Below are 18,666 nucleotides of genomic sequence, written 5' to 3' on the forward strand. Positions count from 1 at the left end.
TCTATAACTTAACTGGTGGAATCATGTCTGAGGAGGTAAAGTTCCACGTAGTTGACATACCAGTGCCCGAGGGCACTAACGTGATTATAGGCCAGGCACACTTCATTAAGACTGTTGAGGATCTCTATGAGGCCTTAGTGACCAGTGTACCGGGCATAAAATTTGGACTAGCCTTCTGCGAAGCTAGCCATAAGAGACTTATACGTCACGAGGGCAACGACGAAGAGCTAAGAAGACTAGCTATAGAGGCAGCTAAGAGGATAGGTGCGGGCCACGTCTTCGTGATATATATTAAGGATGCATGGCCCATAAACGTGCTCAACGCCATAAAGTCTGTACAAGAGGTTGTAACAATCTTTGCCGCTACCGGCAATCCTCTACAAGTAATTGTTGTCGAGACGAAGCAGGGCAGAGGCGTCGTAGGTGTAGTGGATGGGTTTACACCGCTAGGCGTGGAGACTGATGACGATATTGCTGAGAGGAGAGCCTTTCTGCGAAAGATAGGCTACAAGAAGTAGCTTCGTAAGAGTAGCGGGGGCCCTCGAGGCCCGGCTGAGTCTTCATGATATTCTTCAGTCCCGCCGTAGTAGTTTTTACCGCATGGAGGTTCCTCCTCACCGGGCCCCCACAACTCTCTCCCCGCTGCCTCCCGCACATAAAGCAATGGCGCTACCCGATGGATATGCTGTAACGAACTCTACCATATCGCTCTCACACGTGTCCATAGGGCTGCGAGGGTGAATAGGGCTTGGGTAGGACTGGTAAAGTCATAGCAAGGATCTACAAGGAGGAGGAAGCCAAGATAGGGCCTGTAACACTTACGGTTTACAAGCTGGAAAATATAAGGGAGCATAGCGGAGAGCTAGTGGATGTTATTGCAGACTATGCTGAGAGGTATAGGAACACAAAGGGCTACGTAATAATTGTGGAGGTAAGAAATAGCCGGGGTGAGGTCGTCGAAGAGACTGGTTATGCTACCGTTAGTGGCGATGTGCTGTTCCATCGACCGGCAAGGCTCAGCGCTATAAGACTTGTGAGAAGTGGCAAACAAGCGGTAGTGGTAGAGGAGGTTAAAGCTCCAGGCGAATACTACGTCTACATTGGCCGTATAGCGGTGCCTGACGGAGTTGATGCAGTCGTACTCATAACCGATCAAGGCTCAAGGGTTGTGCTTGGAGCAAAGATGAGGGGGTGAAGAAAGACTCCAATGGCGACCGTGGTTTCTGGGATGAGCGTGCTCCGCCCCTTCAGACCCTTCTAGATGTTCTTGGTTCTCCAAAGATATGTTTCGAGTTCGCGGCGGACCATATCGTAAATAGTGTCGAGGTGTACTCTACGTACATGGAGGTATAACCCCTTACGCGTAAAGGGTCCTTTCCCGCAGATGCGGCAGCGCAAAATTCTATCATCCTCAACAGCTATTTGCTCGGAAACAGTTGCAACTATTGCTGCTGCAGCTTCCTTAACGCTCTGGGGCATATCGTCGAGGCTATAGCTGAGGCCTGCAGCACTTCTAATAGCTGCCTCAGCTATCTTAGAGACTATGTATATGAGGTCGAGCCTCGCATACCCCATTACCTCTTCACCCTTGGCGGTACAAGCAGCATTGCAGCTATGAGCCCTTGTAGTTCCTCGCAGCTCATTCTAGGTAGTATCTTTACTATTAACCGTCTCGCATCAGCATCATAATCCATTGCTGCGAGTATATCGGCTACGATTTCGGAGAGTATATCTTTATCGCAAGCGTTTGAGGCCAGATACTCGAGAGCAGCTATTAATCCATCTTCGCCCCAAACATCTACGAGGACTGTAAAGTGGTTCCTTTTCCTGGAAGCTATCTCGGCAACCCCATCAACGTATTTCGCATCAATGCCACGTAGATAGTGTGCTAGGAGATCGTATGCATGCTCTCTGCACTCGCTGCATTCAATACCAAGTCTTTCGAGTAGAGAGGCCATGGAGGCTGTTAGGGCTACCTCTCTCGGTGTAGCAGTAACTTCCTTCTCCACGAGGGTAGGGGTTGTGGCAGCCTGGAGTGACTCAACAGATGTAAGCTCCAAAGGTTATCCCCACTCCTCTTGGTTTAGCTTATAGGGCTAGAATATAGATGTGGGCCAGTAATACCATTATATATGGTGCTCGGTCGTCAGCTGGACTAGGATACTTCATCCCAAAACCTTGAGTAGTTAGAGGTCTGGCCGGGTCTAACTCATCACCCTCTAGACCGTCCGGGATATTACGTGGGCTCCGGTTAATAGGTTACAGCCTTGGGGCCAGCAGTTTTGAGAGGCTATTGTGCTAGGTGTGGTAAGCCGCTTACACCGGGAGATAGTGTTGGACCATTCTGCCTCGACTGTTACGTGGAGATGTTTAAACTGCTCTGTGTACCTGAACGAGTGAGATTTGACTATTGTAAATACTGTGGGGCCTACCGGATTGGCCACCGCTGGCAGAGTGGCGGCGAGCTGGAAGAGGCTGTTCAACGTTTTGTAGAAGAGGTTGCTGGAGGCGTTAAGCCGTGCAGGCCTGAGGTTAGGGGCTTTAGTGTTGAGGGCGTGGAGCCCCTGACAAAGCCGTCCTGGAGGACAATATACGCTATACGCTACAGCATACAAGTACAAGGTGTGGACAAGCCTATAAGCCAGACGTACCGTGTTGAGGTTAGAGCTAGCCCGACAATATGTCCTACATGCAAGGATGTTAGGGGTGGAGAGTACAACGTACTGCTCCAGGTGCGCGGGATAAAGCCTGCCGAGTTAGCTAGACTCCTCGGCCCATTGCTCGACTCTAGCGAGCAAATACAGAACTCCATAGTTGACATAGTAGAGTATAATAATGGTGTTGACTTCCTATTGCTTGATAGGGGTAGTGCAGCTAAAATAATTAAGGAAATCAAGAAGAAGTACATAGTGGTTACCCGTACAACTGGCGAGGATGTCGGCATAACATCTACTGGGCATATGAGGAGGCGTACTGTGATAGCCGTTAGGGTGAGGAGGCCACGGTTATGAGCGATATAATAGACTACGTACCCGAGGACGTGCTCGAGGAGATTGTTAGTGCTGAGAGCGAGCTAAAGCAGAAGAGGAAGAGGTACAAGCCATACCCCTCATCGCGTGATGTAGTTGAAGCAGTAATAGAGGCTGTCAGAACGTTTAGTGGACACCCCGACGAGTTCCCCGATTACGTGCTTGAGATACTGGAGGCCAGAGGGTTTGATGTTAGACATGTAACGTTGAAGAGGATATGGAGGACCTATGAGATGCTTGTTAGGAAGGGAGTTATAGGTGATAGATTGGGAGTCCTCGCGTCCTAGGAGCAAGGTGCGAAGGGGGTGAATGATATTGCAGGTCTACATAAAGCATGGTGGTGTATGGCTGAGAATAAAGGAGGTATACACGATACAGCCCACAACTAGGAAGAGGCGTGGTAGGCAGCAGCCTAGAAGCTCTCCATACGGTATTGTTGCGGAGAGCGTTGAGAGTATTGAGCTTAAGGGCTATAAGTACAGCAAGGAGATAGCCGTACCAGCGATGAAGGTTAGTAGATTCGCAGCAAGGCTCCACCTGGAGCCAGGCGAAGCCATAGTTGTTATCGAGGAGTATGCAGCCGACAGGTACAAGGCAATGATCTACGCGAAAAACAAAACACAGCTTGAGGAGGCTGTCAACAGGGCGCTCACAATACTCTCCTCGCTCCAAGTTGGTAGGGGCAGGACACGTGAAGAGGTGGATGTGGAGGAGGCTGAGGAGCTAGAGGAGGAAGAGGAGGTGGAGGGCGAAGAGTAAGCCTTGGACCCTATGGATATCTGTGAGGTTTGCAACAGAAAGCCTGCTAGGTATCGCTGTCTGCTGTGTGGCAGACATGTATGCGAGGACGACTGGAACAATGGGGTCTGCGTTCTCTGTAGGAGTACTTTGTGTCAAGCTTGCGGCTTGAGGCTTGCAGTGGCATCGTGCAGTATGTGTGGCCGTCTAGTCTGCGATGAGTGCTCGGTGCAGGTAAGCCCCGTGATCAGATTGTGTAGGGAGTGTTATGTACGTGTGGGTGGTAAGTGGCCTCCGCGAGAGCTTGTGGAGATGGAGGTTGGCAGACTAGCAGCATCGCTGGTAGAGTTCCTCAAGCTATACGTTCCTGCCCGCTAGCATACTCATCGAGTCTTCTCTGCTGTGGTTTCCGGGGAGGCTCTATACGCAGTGGGATTAAGTGGGAGCCATCGCAGGTCCTTGCGGTGTGTAGCCAAGGGAACCCCTCTCTACACGTCGCAAACTCCATGCCGAGACGCTCGGCTTCACGCTTAACCCGAAGCATTATCTCGTACCGCAAGCTTTGCCGTAGATACCAGTAGCCATGCATCCAAACACCCTCCTCCCTGTACAGTTTGTTGTATAGTTTCTCGTACTCCGGGAAAGCCTCAACAAGCCTCTTCAAGTTATCAGGTCTAGCCTTGTAGGTTGAGGTTACAACAAACCGGACACCAGCCTCATAAGCAGCCTCTAACACCCTCCTTATACTCTCTGCATCATCAGTTAAGTAGGGGAATACCGGGTCGAGCCGGAGCCCCACTGGTACACCTGCACGGGAGAGCCGTCTTAGTGCCTCGATTCTCTCTCGTGGAGGTGGTGCTCCCGGTTCTAGTTTAGCGGCAAGTCCCCGGTCGAGTGTCGTGATAGTCATTGTTACTGCTGCATTACCTCTTGATAGTAGATCTGTGTCGCGGGCTACGAGTGAGCCTTTTGTTATAATTAGGACCTTGAAGCCACGTGGTAGGAGCTGTTCGAGGGTCCAGCGTGTCAGTTTGTAATACTCCTCCTCTGGGGGATAGGGATCGCTGCTGGTCGAAATATCTATGTGGAATCTCGGGTCTATAACACTGGTAATGTCGTGGAGGAGTCTCTCCCTATAGTTCTTCTTTGGAGTGCTAGGCCTCTGACCTATGTAGGCTGTAGCGTAGCAGTATACGCAGAAGTGACTACAGCCAGTGTAGGGGTTTAGCGAGTACTTTGTGGGACACGTGCAGAGGGGACTTCCCCATGGATCAAACGCGTTTACAACTTTACCACTTCTCAGCAGTCTCGGCCTACGCTTGCCAGCCACGCTAGCCAAGACCTAGTAGCCCTACAATCATGTAGTGTGTGCCTTAGCTCCCTAAAGCTCTATGTTGGCGTGTCTTGCCCGGAGATCAACCTCACTCTTTCCGAGCCTATGCATAAGCTCTACGACCACGCCATCAAGGAATACTAGCGCAGTATCCTCGAAGAGAGTTCCGAGCGGTGCCAAGGGTTCGTGGATGCCCAGTATCTGTCTCGCAAAGTAGTCTATGTCTGGCGCGAGCTTAGTCCTTCCAGGTATCTCTACAACAATGTCTGCGAGTCTTCCAAGAGGGCTGTCAGGGTAGCTTGTAATAGCTATGATGGTTGCCTTAACCTTCTTTGCCGCTTCCGCAGCTGTAACTATGAGCTGCGTTCTACCGGAGCCTGATATAGCAACGACTACGTCTCTCTCGCCTATGCTCGGTGTTATTGTCTCGCCGAGGACATAGACGTTGAAGCCTAGGTGCATAAGCCTCATGGCAAATGCTCTTCCTACAAGCCCGCTGCGCCCAGCACCCATGACTAATATCTTACTACCCTGGCGGTAGGCGTTCTCTAGGACATCGAGCATCAGGCTAACCTGCTCCTCGTTAAGCTTCTCAATAACCTTGTCTATGAACATGACTATTTCTTTCATAGTTTTACGCACGTATTCAATCATTACTCCGCCTTCCCTCAAGCTCCGCGTGACGGGTACGCAGTGAAAAGAGAATATAAGCTGTTATTCCTACTGCCAGGGGTAAAGCTTATTTAACACCAGGTTAGAAACGTTGGTATCCGGCCCATAATATGGATCCATGGACGGGTGACTGGTTATTGCTTCGAGCATAGTTACGCGCAGAGAGCCCATAAATGAGTATGCAAAGTATCTCGTCGAGATAGCCAGGAAATGGCAAAACGAATGGAGGAGAAGCAGAGTATTCGAGGCAGATCCCCAGCCCGGTAGAAAGAAGTTCTTCATTACTGCGGCTTTCCCGTATCCCAATAGCCCATTGCACCTAGGTCACAGCAGAACATACACGATAACCGATGCTTATGCAAGATTTAAGCGGATGCAAGGTTACAATGTGTTATTCCCAATGGGCTTCCACTATACGGGAACACCGATACTAACAATGGCTGAGTCAATAGCGGCAGGGGACAAGGAGCTAATAGACCTAATGATAAACGTGTATGACGTACCGCCGGAGGATATAGAGAAGCTGAAGGATCCCCTATCCCTGGCAAGATACTTCCATAACGATGCAAAGCAGGCAATGATGGAGATTGGTTATAGCATTGACTGGCGTCGTGAATTCACATCGATAGACGAGGAGTTCAAACAGTTTGTTGTGTGGCAATTCATGAAGCTAAAGGAGAAGGGGCTACTAAAGAAGGGCACCCACCCAGTAGGATGGTGCCCCAAGCACAACATGCCTGTAGGCATGCATGACACCAAGGGCGACGTGGAGCCGGAGATAGGCGAGTTCACACTGATACTATTCAAGCTTGAGAATGAGGATGTCTACCTGCCAGCAGCAACGCTAAGGCCAGAGACGGTATTTGGGGTAACCAACATTTGGCTTAACCCCGAGGCAGAGTATGTGCTGGTAGAAGTTGATGGTAGAAAGTACATTATGAGCAAGCGTGCAGTATTCAAGCTAAGGTTTCAGCGTGACAACGTAAGGGAAGTCAGAGAAATTGATCCCGGCGAGTTGTTTGGCAAGCGAGTGGTAAACCCTGCAACAGGTAGGAGGGTTCCAATACTGCCAGCAAAGTTTGTTGATCCAGCCACGGCCACCGGAGTAGTAATGAGTGTGCCTGCACATGCGCCATACGACTATGTGGCGCTGAGAGAGCTGCTGGAAAACAAGGAGCTTCTCGAAAAGTATGGTGTTAACAGTGAAGAGTTAACACCAATTCCGCTCATAGAGGTTAAAGGGTATAGCGAGCTTCCAGCCCGCGATGTCGTGGAAAGGATGGGCATAAGAAGCCAGTACGAGCGAGACTTGCTGGATAAGGCTACGAAGGAGCTGTATTCGGACGAATACCGATATGGTGTTATGAGGAGTGATATAGTAGAGCTAGTTTACCCTGAAGCCCCCTCAGAGCTACGTGATCTTGTACGTGCAGCTGTAAAGGCATGGATCGTTGGTCAGCCGGTATCAGTAGCTAGGGAAGCCACGGTGAAGTGGCTCTCCGCTATTGGTCGTGCAGATAAGATATATGAGATAATGAATAGGCCTGTCTACTGCAGGTGTGGCACCGAGATAGTAGTTAAGGTGCTGAAAGATCAATGGTTCGTAGACTACGGCAACCCTGAGTGGAAGCGCATAGTGTTAGAACACCTGGAGGTTATGAGGATAGTGCCAGAGGAGCTAAGGGAGGAGTTTCGAAAGGTCGTGGACTGGCTCCGCGAGCGTGCTGTGGCTCGTACTCGTGGCCTAGGGACAGAGCTTCCGTGGGCTAAGGGCTGGATAATAGAGAGTCTTAGCGATTCAACGATATACATGGCGTTCTACACAGTAATTCACAAGATTAGAAGCTATGGGCTAAAACCGGACCAGTTAACGCTAGAGTTCTGGGACTACGTAATGCTTGGTAAGGGAGACCCGAAAGCTATCTCGGCGAAGATTGGTGTACCCGTTAAGGTGCTTGAGGAGCTACGTAGCGAGTTTGAGTATTGGTACCCGCTAGACTCGAGACACAGTGGCAGGGATCTGGTGCCTAACCATCTGACATTCTTCATATTCAATCACGTGGCAATATTTCCGAGGGATAAGTGGCCACGCCAGATAGTGGTAAATGGTTTCGTGATGCTTGAAGGCAAGAAGATGAGTAAGAGTCTACGCAATATCATACCGCTACGCAGGGCTCTGAGAATATATGGTCCCGATACAGTTAGAGCAGCAATACTTGCTGCTGCTGAGCTGCTGCAAGATGCAGACTTCTCTGATGCGCTAGCGAGGAGTGTTATGGGTCAGCTAGCGAAGTTCGAGTCCATAGCAGCTAAGGCATTAGAACACGATGATAGGGTGGACCTAGTTGATCGCTGGCTGTTAAGCAAGCTCCAGGAGAGCATAGAATATGTGACCAAGGCCATGGAGGAGCTAAGGGTTCGAAGCGCAACAATACACGTTCTGTACGAGATGGAGAACATGGCGTCGAAATACCTTGAGTTGAGGGGTGGCAAGCCAGGTCCAGCACTCCTAGAATACGTGAAGACGTGGACGAAGATGCTTGCACCAGTAGCACCACATCTTGCCGAGGAGGTCTGGCATAGACTTGGCGGCGAGAGCTTCGTATCTATCGAGAAGTGGCCAAGCTCTGACAAGACAAAGATCGACTATGAGGCGGAGCTAGCGATAGAATACCTTGACAAGGTTATAGAGGATGTAAAGTCTATACTGAGGATATTCAAGGGTAAGCCTAGGAGACTCATCATAGCTGTCGCCGGAAGGGAATACTGGAGCTACGCGAGAATAGCTGCCGAGGTCCTGCTCGCAAGACAGCAGCTGAGAACACTAATACAGAGATTCGTTGAGGCAGGAATCAGTGACCGCAAGCAAGCTGCACAGCTAGCACAAAAAATTAGCCGTGTATTCAGCGAGCTAAGCCCCGAGACGCTAAAGAGAATTAGTATGGTCGAAGAGTTTGATGAAAAGGCTGTCCTAGAGAAGTTCAAGGACTACGTGGCATCAAGACTAGGAATGGAGGAAGTTGTTATAGTTACCGCTGAGGAGGCCGAGCATAAAGAGCTAGTACCTCCAACAAAGCTGGCCCAAGCAGTTCCAATGCGGCCAGCCATACTAGTAGAGTAGCCATCAGCCAGGCCTCAATCATTATTTTAACCATAATGCTTGGTGCTTCTAGTTCCTACAGTAGTCTATAACTATGTAGCCTAGGCTGTCAAGTCTTAAGCAGTCCATGGAAGCCAGCTCCTGGATAATACGTCTAGCTTCTCCACGTCTGACATTCTTGTTATATGCGATAACGTCCACAGCGTCGCGCAAGGCTATGCGGCCAGCGGTGGCATGCTCGCATAACAGCTCAATTATATCTCTTGGGCATGGATCGCTAGCTTTGATTAGCTGGTAGCCCTTAAGCCGAACATACTCTCGTAGCCTCCTACCAGCTATACTTGTCTCCAAGAGGTAGGTATCGCTGGCTAGGTGTCTAGCTTTTAGCCTAGCAAGTCTCCTCGGTGGAGGTTTTAGCGGACCTGCATAGAAGACTACTACATCCCAGGCTGGCGGTTCACACCAGAGAACAATAGTGCTAGTGCCTATAGCCATGCTAGAACCACAGTCGCGTACATTGACTTGTTCAGCATTGTTGGCAGTTAGTGCCCCAAGGATAGCCTCCGTGAATGCTTCACTACATAGTATGGTGGGAGTTATAGCAAGGCCTCTAGCGATATTGTTTGCAGCAACCGCGGCTAGCACAACAGCAAGCCTTTGAAGGGGCGGTGATAGATAAGCCCTCAGCTCCACGCCGAGGCTGTCTACTATGCTCTGCACAGCCTATTCCCCCAAGCCAGGAGCTAGTGGTGAATTCAGCGTAGCTCAGCTTCTTCACAGCCCCATACTAGGGGCTCAGAGCCTAACCCTCATCCTCCAGAAGGACTCCTCCTAGAGTGTTGCTAGAATAATATTTCTAGCCAGGCCACGATACATCTTCAAGCAATGCTGGAGGGTGACGAGTAAGAGGGTCGCTGATACATGATGACAGCCGGATTAGCCGACTCCAAGGCTAGGGCGTTAGCTCCTACTAAAACCTTATAACGCGTGATGCCAGAGTATAGTGCTTCACACGGCCCTGCAACAGCTCCGCCCGGCCAGGGCGGAGCTATTGGATGAGCAGGGCTGGGACGTATTCACCGTGCACAACTCCTCCCTAGCCGCCTTGACGTGGCGGTGGAGCTAGATGAAGATAATAGCGGTATCGGATGTTCATAGCCCACGCTATCTACTGCACTATATGGCGGCTCTATCGAAGCATAAGAGTGACTGCGAGTCAGCAATGCTGGTGGTTTGGGCTGGCGACATGGTTGACAAGGGCCGGGTTGGGGCCCTACAGCAAGTAATTGCTGTTACGAGAAGGTTTTGTGGGCATAAGAGTATTGTTGCAGTATTTGGTAACGAGGAGTACATGGATCTCGAAAGGACATTCATAGAGAAATACAATGATGTCGTATGGTTAAATGATAGTTACATGACGCTCAGCGCTAACGGTTTATGCTACGGGATTTACGGTACGCGGGGCGCGCTTGACAGACCTACACGCTGGCAGGAGCGTAACATACCCAATATAAGGTTCATTTATCAGCTTCGCGTTGAGAGGCTAAGGAGGACTCTCCAAAAACTAAAGTCCATATGTCAAAAGCTCATAGTTGTAATGCATTATGCACCAACCTATGCTACTCTAGAGGGTGAGGACGAGAAGATATGGCCCGAAATAGGGAGTAAAGCCATGGAGAAAGCGTTGCTAGAGGTAAAGCCTGACATAGTTATACACGGGCATGCACATAGGTCGAAGCGGCTTGAAGTAGACCTCCAAGGCGTAAGGGTATACAATGTTGCCCTCCCTGCACGTGGCGGCATAACAATCATAGAGGTGTAAGGGCCTGTGATGTATAGGCCGCCTATGCTGATTAGCTGATGAATCTTTTACGGGCTGAGGCTCAGGCAGCCGCCACAGCTTCATCGCCCTCTGCTCCGGGTTCGGGATGTTCATCACAGCCGGGTCAAGCTCTCCAGGGAATTTATCATTTCGGTTTAGTACTTGTCTATATTACTTGTCTTAGTATATTGGTGCAGTCGGGGAGGATGTATGGTTGAAAGGGTAGCTTACATAGATGTTCACAGCCACCTCCCAGAATACAGTGATGCCGATATTGAACGCATACTAGCCAGCATAGATGTTGTAATAGTTTCTGTCGGCGAGGATTTAGAGAGCAGCATTAGAAGCATTGAGATAGCCGAGAAATATAAGGATAGGATATACCCCTGTATAGGCCTTCACCCCTGGAATGTTAAGTCTCTTAGGGAAGCTCTAGACGAAGCGAAAAGGATAGTCGATCTAGCACTGAGCCGAAACATTAAATGCCTAGGAGAGGTAGGCCTTGACACAAAGTTTGTTGGCGAGACCATAGAGCTGCAGCGTGAAGTTTTCCGCATATTTCTCGAAGCTGCACGTGACTACAAGCTATTCCTTAACTTGCATACAGCGGGAACATGGGAAGAGGTTTTCAACCTACTAATACGCTACGATATTGTTGCAGCTAACTTCCACTGGTATACTGGGCCGCTACACTTGCTAAAGGACATAGAGTCTGCTGGCTATACGATATCGATAAACCCTGCTGTAAAGATACAGGCTAAGCACCGCAATGTGGTAAAGGCAGCACCCATATCGATAATGCTTACCGAGAGTGATTCGCCGTACAAGTATCGCAGTCTAGAGCTGGAGCCCCGCCTTGTAGCTGATGCAGTGGCCGAGATAGCAGCTATAAAATCCGTGGAGGCTAGCGAAGTTAAAAAGTTGGTCTATGAGAACTTTAGGAAAAAGGTGTTAAGTGTTATTGGCTAGCCAATACTCTTGCCTTGAAGTACATCGTCAGGCACGATACCCTTGTATGCCTCGTAATATATTGGTGTGCTCTTTAGCAGCTTAATGTTGCGTACATACTTGATGTCGGGCCCTATATCCTTGCCGCCATACTTTCTTACGTATTCTTCAATTGGTATTCCGTACTTCCTAATGATATGGTCGCGGTAAAGGTCGTGAACACGTTATATGTACAGAATGGTATTATTCTACCGTCCGGTGATAGGTAGTGGATATTGCACCTCATTACGCGCTCTACGTCGTAGTTGTATGGGTCCATGAAGTGCATGTTGCCGAGGAATAGCATTCTATAGTGTAGCTCGCCGAGGGCCTCATAGTTGCGTTTTATGAACACATTGGCTAGCAGCTTAGTTATATTGAGGTCTTTTGGCAGCTTTTCGCGGTCAACAAACTTTGGTAGATCTTTTATGATTGATGCTATCTTGAGCTTGTGTTTGAACCCACTAAGCCTTCCCTCTCTAGCTGCTCTTAGCTCTCCGGTCTTCTGTTCCATGTACTCTATGAAGCCCTCAACGTCAAAGAACTCTGTTATCGGTATAAACCTCTTAGGTAGCCCGTCGGCATCACGCTCTACGAAAACGTATGTCGCTGAACCGCATGCTGGATGGTTGGCCATACATATCTTCAGCTCGCCGCTGAGAGCCTCAAGGAAGTATGCAAACTTTGCTGCCACAGGTATAGGGAACCATGCGTCAGCTGGTATCTGGCCATCTGTCTGTTCTTCGATAAGCTTTAGCACATCAGGTATTGTTACCCGGTACTTTTCCCTCTCCTCCTTCCTCATTCTGCCAGTGAGGCTGACGGGCTGATAATTTACACCCCTAATCACGTCCATGTGTTTGGCAGCGAACTTTATTATTGCGCCGAGTTCATGTGTGTTAATACCTTTTATCACAGTGGGTACTAGCACCACGCTAGTCACGCCAGCCCTCCTAAAGACCTCAAGGGTATACGGTACCTCCCAGTGGTTCTTCGGGTTCGTACGCGGCGTAACACCGTCAAAGCTCATATAAACTGTGTTTAGGCCAGCCTCGCGGAGCTTCTTAGCGTACTCTACAGCTGTTTCTGGGCCCTTTTCGAACCATAGCCTTGCAAATGTTATGCCGTGAGTGTTGAGCTGTATATGGCGTACACCTTCCTCCTTCAACAGCTTAATGATCTCGGGGAGGTCTGGCCTTAGTGTTGGCTCGCCACCGGTTATCTGGACAGACATTACAACGCCTTCTTTGGCGTACTGTCTTATCATCATCCTTATTTGCTCCAGTGTTGGCTCATAAACATAACCCATCTTCTCGGCGTAGAAGAAGCAATACCAGCATGATAAGTCGCAGCGGTTAGTTACAACCAGATTTGCGAGTGCTGTATGGTTCTTATGGCGTGGACATAATCCACAGTTAAAGGGGCATGGCGCTTCAAGCTTTACGTATGCTGTAACGCCAGTACCTTCCTCCTCATACTTCATGAATCTCTTGTATATCTGGGCGTCGCCAAAGTACAGCTCTTCTATGGTGCCATGCTCAGGGCAGCTCCTCTTGATGTATACCTTTCCACCGCGCTCAAATATTACTGCTGGTAGCAGCCGGTAACAGTATGGGCATACAGTAAGCGTGTATGCTATAAATCTCTCGTTCTCCTTCAGCTTTGGTAATGGACCTCCGATACGTATCGTTCTACCTGCTATACTAACGGTCTTCGCCTTAGGATCAAACCTTGCAGGTGCGTCAAGTATTTGTGCATGCCGCTGGTCAGTTTCGCTACGACGGTCTGAGTGCAGTGATAGCATGTCCACTTGCCCCTCTTGAAGCCTCAAATAGAGTATACCCCTTGACGACTGTTAAAAAGATATCAGTGCTTGAAACTAACACTTGTTTAAGAAACCCGTAGGTTATCCCACTCCGAGGGATTCAGCACCTAAAGCCCGTAAGGCCTACGTAGCGTAGCACGTCCCGACCAAGTCTAGCCAATTCGCTGCTTGAACGGAAGGGTCTACGCGATACCACTTGAAGGGCCATGCTCCTGCCTAGTACCTTAGTTAAGGCTGAAAGGCTTGCATGGTTAGCGTCAAGGGGTATTGGCATACCGCGCACGCTTCGTGCAGAATGAGAGTAGACAACGACATCTATGACTAATGGAGGGTCGAGCTTACACGGTATCTCGACTACCACCGGGTAGCTTCCAGCCTGCCTGGCAAAGGTTACCCCTTGTGATGCATCGTATTTTTCAACGTAAACGTGCCTTAGCACAGAACCGCGAGGCAGTAGGCGTTCAAGGAAGAGTTTCGAGTATCTCAATGCTATCCTCTGAAACCACTTTGCATACCTCTCATGCTTCTTTACGATTTTCGTGCCAACAAGCGACATCCTAGTGCCAGGGAGTACTAACACCTTCCTAACGTTAATCCTTCTTAGCTGCAGCCCCCTTCTATACACCTCCTCGAGTAGTTGTGTGTTGAGCTTATAGGTTTCAGCAGTCTCGCCTATAAGGCCTAGGACGAAGTTTATGCCTGGGAGAAGTTCTGGAAGCCCATTATAGCCTGGCACGTCTCCATACCTGTTAATAATCTCGATAGCCTTTAGCGTCTCTTCCGGTAGTGTCTTAAGGTTATTCTCTACAACGACTCTAGGGTCAGCTGTCTCTATGCCGAGGGCAGCTACGTCTCCAGGTGTATGATACTTAATTATGGTCTTGATGGCCTTAACAGACTCTTCCTCATGGCGCACAATAGTTCCAGGGTTAACATTGTCTATGTGGAGTGTGATAAGGCTTGGTGCTACACTTCTAATTCCATGCAGTAGCCTTTCAAGGGCTTCCGGGTTGGGCTTAGGCCACTCGGTAGTGTCAAGCTCCTTGCTGCCGTAAACTAGTATGTCTGCTTGCCGCCCAAGCCTGAAGTGACGTACACCAGCACGGTATAACGCTTCAACCTCCCTGACAACGTCTTCCGGTTTTCTCTGCCTTGGTTTGCCGTAGAGTTTTGTTACACAGAAGCTACAGCCACCACTTATCCAACGGCTGCAGCCGCGATATGTTTCAATTTCAGCTACTAGGTTATAACCATGGTTAGGGTGTTGTTCAACAATCTTTGCACCCTTAACGGCAAACTCTGCTAGAAGGTCAAGGTTTTCAAGCCTCACCCATGGCCTCGCCTTCTCTGGCCCTTCCACAGCGTACTCGTAGACATATAACTCTGGGTCACCGGTCACTATCACGTCGAAATTGTTTCTAATGGTACTTGGGAGAGCTGCAACTGTGCCACCCTCGTTTCCTATTCCCCACCGTGCAGCCGCACCAACAAGCATCTTGAACGGCCTATCTATGAGGCTAAACCATGTCTTGAGTTCTTCAAGCGTTATGGGAGTACCGCCAATATACCTGCCCGGTACTACAGCACCAGCAATAACTATCACTGTGTCGTATGTATTTGCTCTCTTTATGAATTCTGACGGGTTTCGGCGTGCTTCGTCAACAGTGAAATAGTGTATGGTGGTAGACTTATCCACAGCCCAGATAGCGCCCGCTATATAGCGGGGATACACGTCTATGTAGGGTGGCACGCCGAAACCAGCAGGCTCGTCGGTATAGCCGTCGAGTATCAGTACCCTCCTGGGCTTCATGGTCAGCCCCTAACCCGGCTGCGCCTCCACTCGATAGCTAGCTCACAGGCTCGTAGAGTATGCCTAGTTTATCAGCGTAAGCCTTTACTTCCTCAACCTCCTCAAGGTGCACCCTGCGTGCTATATCCCTCCATCTCCGGGGGTACTTTGCTACCAGGTTTTCAGGTCTATACTGATCCATAATGTTTACCAGAATCCGGTCTACTGGCAGGTTTTCGGAAATCCACTGCATAATGGGCTTGCTACAACACTCTATATGGTTTGGAAGCACTAGATGTCTAATAATCATGTCTCCATGCTCAACAGCTATTCTGATATTCCTAGTTACTATCTCAAAGTATCTGGGCACAGCTGAAAGCCTAAGGGCGCACTTATCGTCACCATACTTGAAGTCTGGAAGCCACAAATCAACAAAATCTATCAGTATCTCCATTGCTTCAAGAGTCATGTACATATTGGAGTTCCATATATGGGGCACGTTGACGTCGAGATACAATAGTGATTCAACGATAGTCGGTATATTTGGTGTTGGTTCACCACCCACATGGTTTATGTTTCGGGCACCATAGATACGTAGCTCCCGCTGCATTTGTGCAAGCCTCTTGGCATCAACAACCTCTCCTGCACGGGGCATAACTTGGCTTATATCATAGTTCTGGCAGTATACGCAAGTAAAATTGCAGCCACCATAGAATATTGTGCCGCTAGGAACCAGTGGCGGCTCCTCGCCGAGATGATGGAACCAACTATGGACATAGGTCTTATTGTCTATGCGGCACGCTCCGATACGCCTACTACGGTCAATCATACACCTTCTCTCACACAGTCTACACGGGTTAGCTAGCCGCCTAGCAGCCTCAACGTCAAGGTGGAGTAGCGAGTACTCCGGTTTATCCCTAAACTCACGCTCGTAGACCTCTAGTGTCAGTGAGCCCTCAAGAGCCTCCTTTCGCAGTTTCTCAAGCTCAGCGTGGAGGCGACGCTTAAGTTGCCAAAGGTTTTCATCGTCCAACTTTGAGGGGTTCTCACCAGCGTCCACGGCACGGGCAAGGAGGAACTTTGCCGGTGCTTCATCATTCATAACCATGTAGTACCATTTGAGCCTCCTACGCACTTCGTCGTTAAACCATACATATATGGCATCGGGTCTAATGCGTCTCCATATGACCTCTGGGACGAACCTATCGTACACCAACGCAGTAATGCCCCACAGAATAGAATTACGCTAGCAACCCGTTATACTAGTTGACGCGACATACTAGCTACTCGTACTCATAACTTCTTGCAAGCAGATCAAGTTCCTAGTATTGAGCACAGAGTGTGGCTGTAAGGTACAGCTCCACTGATAATTGCCCCCTATAGAAGCGTAGAACTCTACATGAACTTCATGAACGCAGATGAGCTATATGCTGGTGAATGAAGGCTCTATAGTGATAGCAGAAATAATTGAGGGTTAGGGAAGTCGTTATCCATGTGCTACTTCGGTGCCATCTAAACACTAGAGCATCAGGGAGAGGTGGTTCTTTAGTCAAAACATTTAGACATGTATGGATGCCACATTTTAGTCGCATAGCGTAATGTCCAGGGCAGGTCTCCACTCGTTTTCAGCTTGCCTGTACATAGTACTGGTTGTTGTGGCACTACTTACTGGTTGTCCGCTCTAAGAAGAGTCTATAGGCCTTCCATTCAGGCATGTTAGCATATTCTAGAGCTAGCCTGTAGAGCCGCTCTAGCTCTTCGTCCGAAGCATGATCTATAGGCTCGCCCTGGTAACCCGACTCTTCCCATCTTCTCTGCAGCTCCTCGAGAAGTTTCTCCACGTAGGGATCGCTGTAGAATGCTGCCTTGTTCATCTGTGGGGCGTTTTCGACAATATCTAGTATCCGTGCCTTTAGCTCCTCTCGTGTAAGAGCCACTGTTCTCTAGCCCCTCACCTTCTTCACGGGGTGGATAGCATCTTTTGGTGCTTTCGGGAATATTTCAAGATATTTTCTCAGCACCTTAGGTATGACTACTGTGCCGTCGGGCTCCTGGAAGTTTTCCAGTATGGCTGTTATCGTTCTTGTTGAAGCTATGGCTGTTGAGTTTAGTGTGTGTACGTACTCGCGCTTCATATCTTTCTTCCTCACGAGCCTTATATTTAGCCGGTAGCTCTGCCAGTCAGTGGTGTTGCTTGCACTAACCATTTCCCTATACTTGCCTTGTGCAGGCATCCACACCTCAAGGTCATACTTCTTAGCTGCGGGTGCGCCTAGCTCGCCGGAGACAACGTTTACGACACGGTATGGTAGGCCTAGCCCCTGGAATAGTTCCTCAGCATTCCTTATCAGCTCTTCAAGAATATCCCAGCTCTCCTCTGGTTTTGCGTACACAAACTGCTCGACCTTGTGGAACTGGTGTACACGGAATATTCCTTTGAGGTCGCGGTTACCTGCACCGGCCTCCTTGCGAAAGCATGGACTTATACCGACAAGCTTTATGGGTAGCTCGTCCTCCATTATCTCCTCGTTGTAGTAAAGGCCAGCGAGAGGGTGTTCAGCGGTAGCTATGAGGTATAGGTCTTCGTCTTCAACCTTGTATATTGCGTCCTTAAAGGTCTCCATGTCTATTACGCCCATCAGTATTTTGTGCCTTATCATGTATGGTGGTAGTACGAGTCGGTAGCCCTTCTGGGTAAGCCTGTCTATAGCATAGAGGAGCAGTGCAAAGTCGAGCCAGACAATGTCGTCGAAGAGGTAGTAGAAGCGTGAACCTGCAACTTCGGCAGCCTTCATAGTATTGCCAAGCTTTAACACGTATTCAAGCATGTCAGCGTGGCCTACCGGTTTCCAGTCGATAAGCTCATAGTCTACCTTGAAACCCCATCGTTCGGTTTGCGCTTTAAACGCGTCAAGATGCCCTCTGTAAACCCTTGGCCGGCCCCAGAAGCGAATGGGCACGTTCTCCTCGTCTGAAAAGCCTACCGGTACACTGTCATGCACGATGTTTGGTAGAGATAGGAGTATCCTCTCGCGTTCCTCCTCGAGAGCCTTAAGCTTCTTTTCCAGCTCCTCCCTCTCAGCTAGGAGTCTTCTAGCCTCCTCTATCAGTTTCCTCCGCTCCTCGGGATCCCTAGCTGAAGCTATCTGTCTTGTTATCACGTTATGACGGTGTCTTATCTCGTCAACTTGCCTCTTAAGCTTCCTCCACTCCTCGTCGACTCTCTTAGCCTCATCGATAACTGATGGGTCTAGTCCTCTCTTTCTCATGCTATCCTTCAGTATGTCGGGGTTTTCACGCAAGTAGCGCAATATGCTCCAAGTCAAGATACAAGTACACCCCTAGGCTTACCGAGGGCTCCAGCTGTGCTA

17 protein-coding genes and 1 pseudogene are annotated in these 18,666 nt (G+C 49.4%); 8 read left to right on the top strand and 10 right to left on the bottom strand.

The genetic code is table 11. The annotated features are described in order from the left end of the window. Positions 1-23: 23 nt before the first annotated feature. A complete protein-coding gene (locus HBUT_RS06440) occupies positions 24-518 on the top strand; it encodes an adenosine-specific kinase (protein ID WP_011822382.1) in 495 nt (164 codons plus the stop codon). 230 nt (positions 519-748) lie between these two features. After that, positions 749-1,195 carry a hypothetical protein gene (locus HBUT_RS06445; RefSeq protein ID WP_011822383.1) on the top strand — a complete coding sequence of 149 codons (447 nt, stop codon included), beginning with the start codon at positions 749-751 and terminating at the stop codon, positions 1,193-1,195. A gap of 62 nt (positions 1,196-1,257) precedes the next feature. Here the strand turns inward: HBUT_RS06445 and HBUT_RS06450 are convergent, their stop codons facing one another. Further along, a complete protein-coding gene (locus HBUT_RS06450) occupies positions 1,258-1,575 on the bottom strand; it encodes a hypothetical protein (RefSeq protein WP_011822384.1) in 318 nt (105 codons plus the stop codon). Further along, complete coding sequence (locus HBUT_RS06455; protein ID WP_011822385.1) at positions 1,575-2,060, bottom strand: hypothetical protein; 486 nt, start codon at positions 2,058-2,060, stop codon at positions 1,575-1,577. The genes HBUT_RS06450 and HBUT_RS06455 overlap by 1 nt, the downstream gene beginning before the upstream one ends. A gap of 207 nt (positions 2,061-2,267) precedes the next feature. On the opposite strand from HBUT_RS06455, the gene HBUT_RS06460 reads away from it, so the two are divergent. From HBUT_RS06460 to HBUT_RS09570, 3 genes are read left to right on the top strand one after another with little or no spacing between them, the layout of a single operon-like run. After that, on the top strand, positions 2,268-3,011 hold the full coding sequence (locus tag HBUT_RS06460) for a 60S ribosomal export protein NMD3 (protein ID WP_011822386.1): 744 nt from the start codon (positions 2,268-2,270) through the stop codon (positions 3,009-3,011). Continuing rightward, positions 3,008-3,316, top strand: coding sequence for a hypothetical protein (locus tag HBUT_RS06465; RefSeq protein ID WP_011822387.1), 309 nt, complete (start codon positions 3,008-3,010; stop codon positions 3,314-3,316). The genes HBUT_RS06460 and HBUT_RS06465 overlap by 4 nt, the downstream gene beginning before the upstream one ends. 28 nt (positions 3,317-3,344) lie before the next feature. Continuing rightward, entirely contained in the window at positions 3,345-3,788 is a 444-nt protein-coding gene (locus HBUT_RS09570) for a hypothetical protein (RefSeq protein ID WP_048061524.1), read from the top strand. A 331-nt stretch (positions 3,789-4,119) separates the two neighbouring features. On the opposite strand, the gene HBUT_RS06475 is transcribed toward HBUT_RS09570, so the two are convergent. After that, on the bottom strand, positions 4,120-5,106 hold the full coding sequence (locus HBUT_RS06475) for an SPL family radical SAM protein (protein ID WP_011822389.1): 987 nt from the start codon (positions 5,104-5,106) through the stop codon (positions 4,120-4,122). 42 nt (positions 5,107-5,148) lie between these two features. Further along, positions 5,149-5,754, bottom strand: coding sequence for a 6-phospho-3-hexuloisomerase (hxlB, locus tag HBUT_RS06480; protein ID WP_011822390.1), 606 nt, complete (start codon positions 5,752-5,754; stop codon positions 5,149-5,151). Positions 5,755-5,941: 187 nt separating this feature from the next. Between hxlB and leuS the strand changes: the two genes are divergently transcribed. Continuing rightward, complete coding sequence (gene leuS, locus HBUT_RS06485) at positions 5,942-8,893, top strand: leucine--tRNA ligase (protein ID WP_048061526.1); 2,952 nt, start codon at positions 5,942-5,944, stop codon at positions 8,891-8,893. A gap of 48 nt (positions 8,894-8,941) precedes the next feature. On the opposite strand, the gene HBUT_RS06490 is transcribed toward leuS, so the two are convergent. Next, positions 8,942-9,592, bottom strand: coding sequence for a hypothetical protein (locus HBUT_RS06490; RefSeq protein WP_011822392.1), 651 nt, complete (start codon positions 9,590-9,592; stop codon positions 8,942-8,944). 406 nt (positions 9,593-9,998) lie between these two features. On the opposite strand from HBUT_RS06490, the gene HBUT_RS06495 reads away from it, so the two are divergent. Both HBUT_RS06495 and HBUT_RS06500 read left to right on the top strand, forming a co-directional pair. Next, a complete protein-coding gene (locus HBUT_RS06495; protein ID WP_011822393.1) occupies positions 9,999-10,694 on the top strand; it encodes a metallophosphoesterase family protein in 696 nt (231 codons plus the stop codon). Positions 10,695-10,904: 210 nt separating this feature from the next. Further along, the gene (locus HBUT_RS06500) at positions 10,905-11,663 is read left to right on the top strand and encodes a TatD family hydrolase (RefSeq protein ID WP_011822394.1); all 759 of its coding nucleotides are present in this window, start codon (positions 10,905-10,907) and stop codon (positions 11,661-11,663) included. Here HBUT_RS06500 and tes read toward each other — a convergent pair. From tes to serS, 5 genes and pseudogenes are all read right to left on the bottom strand, one after another. Continuing rightward, positions 11,660-13,485 (bottom strand): annotated as a pseudogene (gene tes, locus HBUT_RS06505) (tetraether lipid synthase Tes). The gene HBUT_RS06500 and the pseudogene tes overlap by 4 nt on opposite strands. Positions 13,486-13,606: 121 nt before the next feature. Continuing rightward, complete coding sequence (locus HBUT_RS06510; protein WP_011822396.1) at positions 13,607-15,316, bottom strand: radical SAM protein; 1,710 nt, start codon at positions 15,314-15,316, stop codon at positions 13,607-13,609. Positions 15,317-15,353: 37 nt separating this feature from the next. Next, positions 15,354-16,511 (bottom strand): radical SAM protein, encoded by a 1,158-nt coding sequence (locus HBUT_RS06515; RefSeq protein WP_011822397.1) that lies wholly within the window; start codon positions 16,509-16,511, stop codon positions 15,354-15,356. Positions 16,512-16,956: 445 nt separating this feature from the next. Next, complete coding sequence (locus HBUT_RS06520; RefSeq protein WP_011822398.1) at positions 16,957-17,232, bottom strand: hypothetical protein; 276 nt, start codon at positions 17,230-17,232, stop codon at positions 16,957-16,959. A gap of 6 nt (positions 17,233-17,238) precedes the next feature. Next, positions 17,239-18,621: a serine--tRNA ligase gene (gene serS / locus HBUT_RS06525; RefSeq protein ID WP_011822399.1), complete on the bottom strand. Its 1,383-nt coding sequence runs from the start codon at positions 18,619-18,621 to the stop codon at positions 17,239-17,241. Positions 18,622-18,666: the final 45 nt, after the last annotated feature.

It is taken from the genome of Hyperthermus butylicus DSM 5456 (genome assembly GCF_000015145.1).
Taxonomy (GTDB): domain Archaea; phylum Thermoproteota; class Thermoprotei_A; order Sulfolobales; family Pyrodictiaceae; genus Hyperthermus; species Hyperthermus butylicus.

Excerpts from the sequence above, each read along its gene's own strand:
- HBUT_RS06500 (WP_011822394.1), top strand. The coding sequence starts at position 10,905 with ATGGTTGAAAGGGTAGCTTACATAGATGTTCACAGCCACCTCCCAGAA.
- HBUT_RS06450 (WP_011822384.1), bottom strand. The coding sequence starts at position 1,575 with ATGGGGTATGCGAGGCTCGACCTCATATACATAGTCTCTAAGATAGCT.
- HBUT_RS06495 (WP_011822393.1), top strand. The coding sequence starts at position 9,999 with ATGAAGATAATAGCGGTATCGGATGTTCATAGCCCACGCTATCTACTG.
- HBUT_RS06440 (WP_011822382.1), top strand. The coding sequence starts at position 24 with ATGTCTGAGGAGGTAAAGTTCCACGTAGTTGACATACCAGTGCCCGAG.
- hxlB (WP_011822390.1), bottom strand. The coding sequence starts at position 5,754 with ATGATTGAATACGTGCGTAAAACTATGAAAGAAATAGTCATGTTCATA.
- HBUT_RS06510 (WP_011822396.1), bottom strand. The coding sequence starts at position 15,316 with ATGAAGCCCAGGAGGGTACTGATACTCGACGGCTATACCGACGAGCCT.
- HBUT_RS06465 (WP_011822387.1), top strand. The coding sequence starts at position 3,008 with ATGAGCGATATAATAGACTACGTACCCGAGGACGTGCTCGAGGAGATT.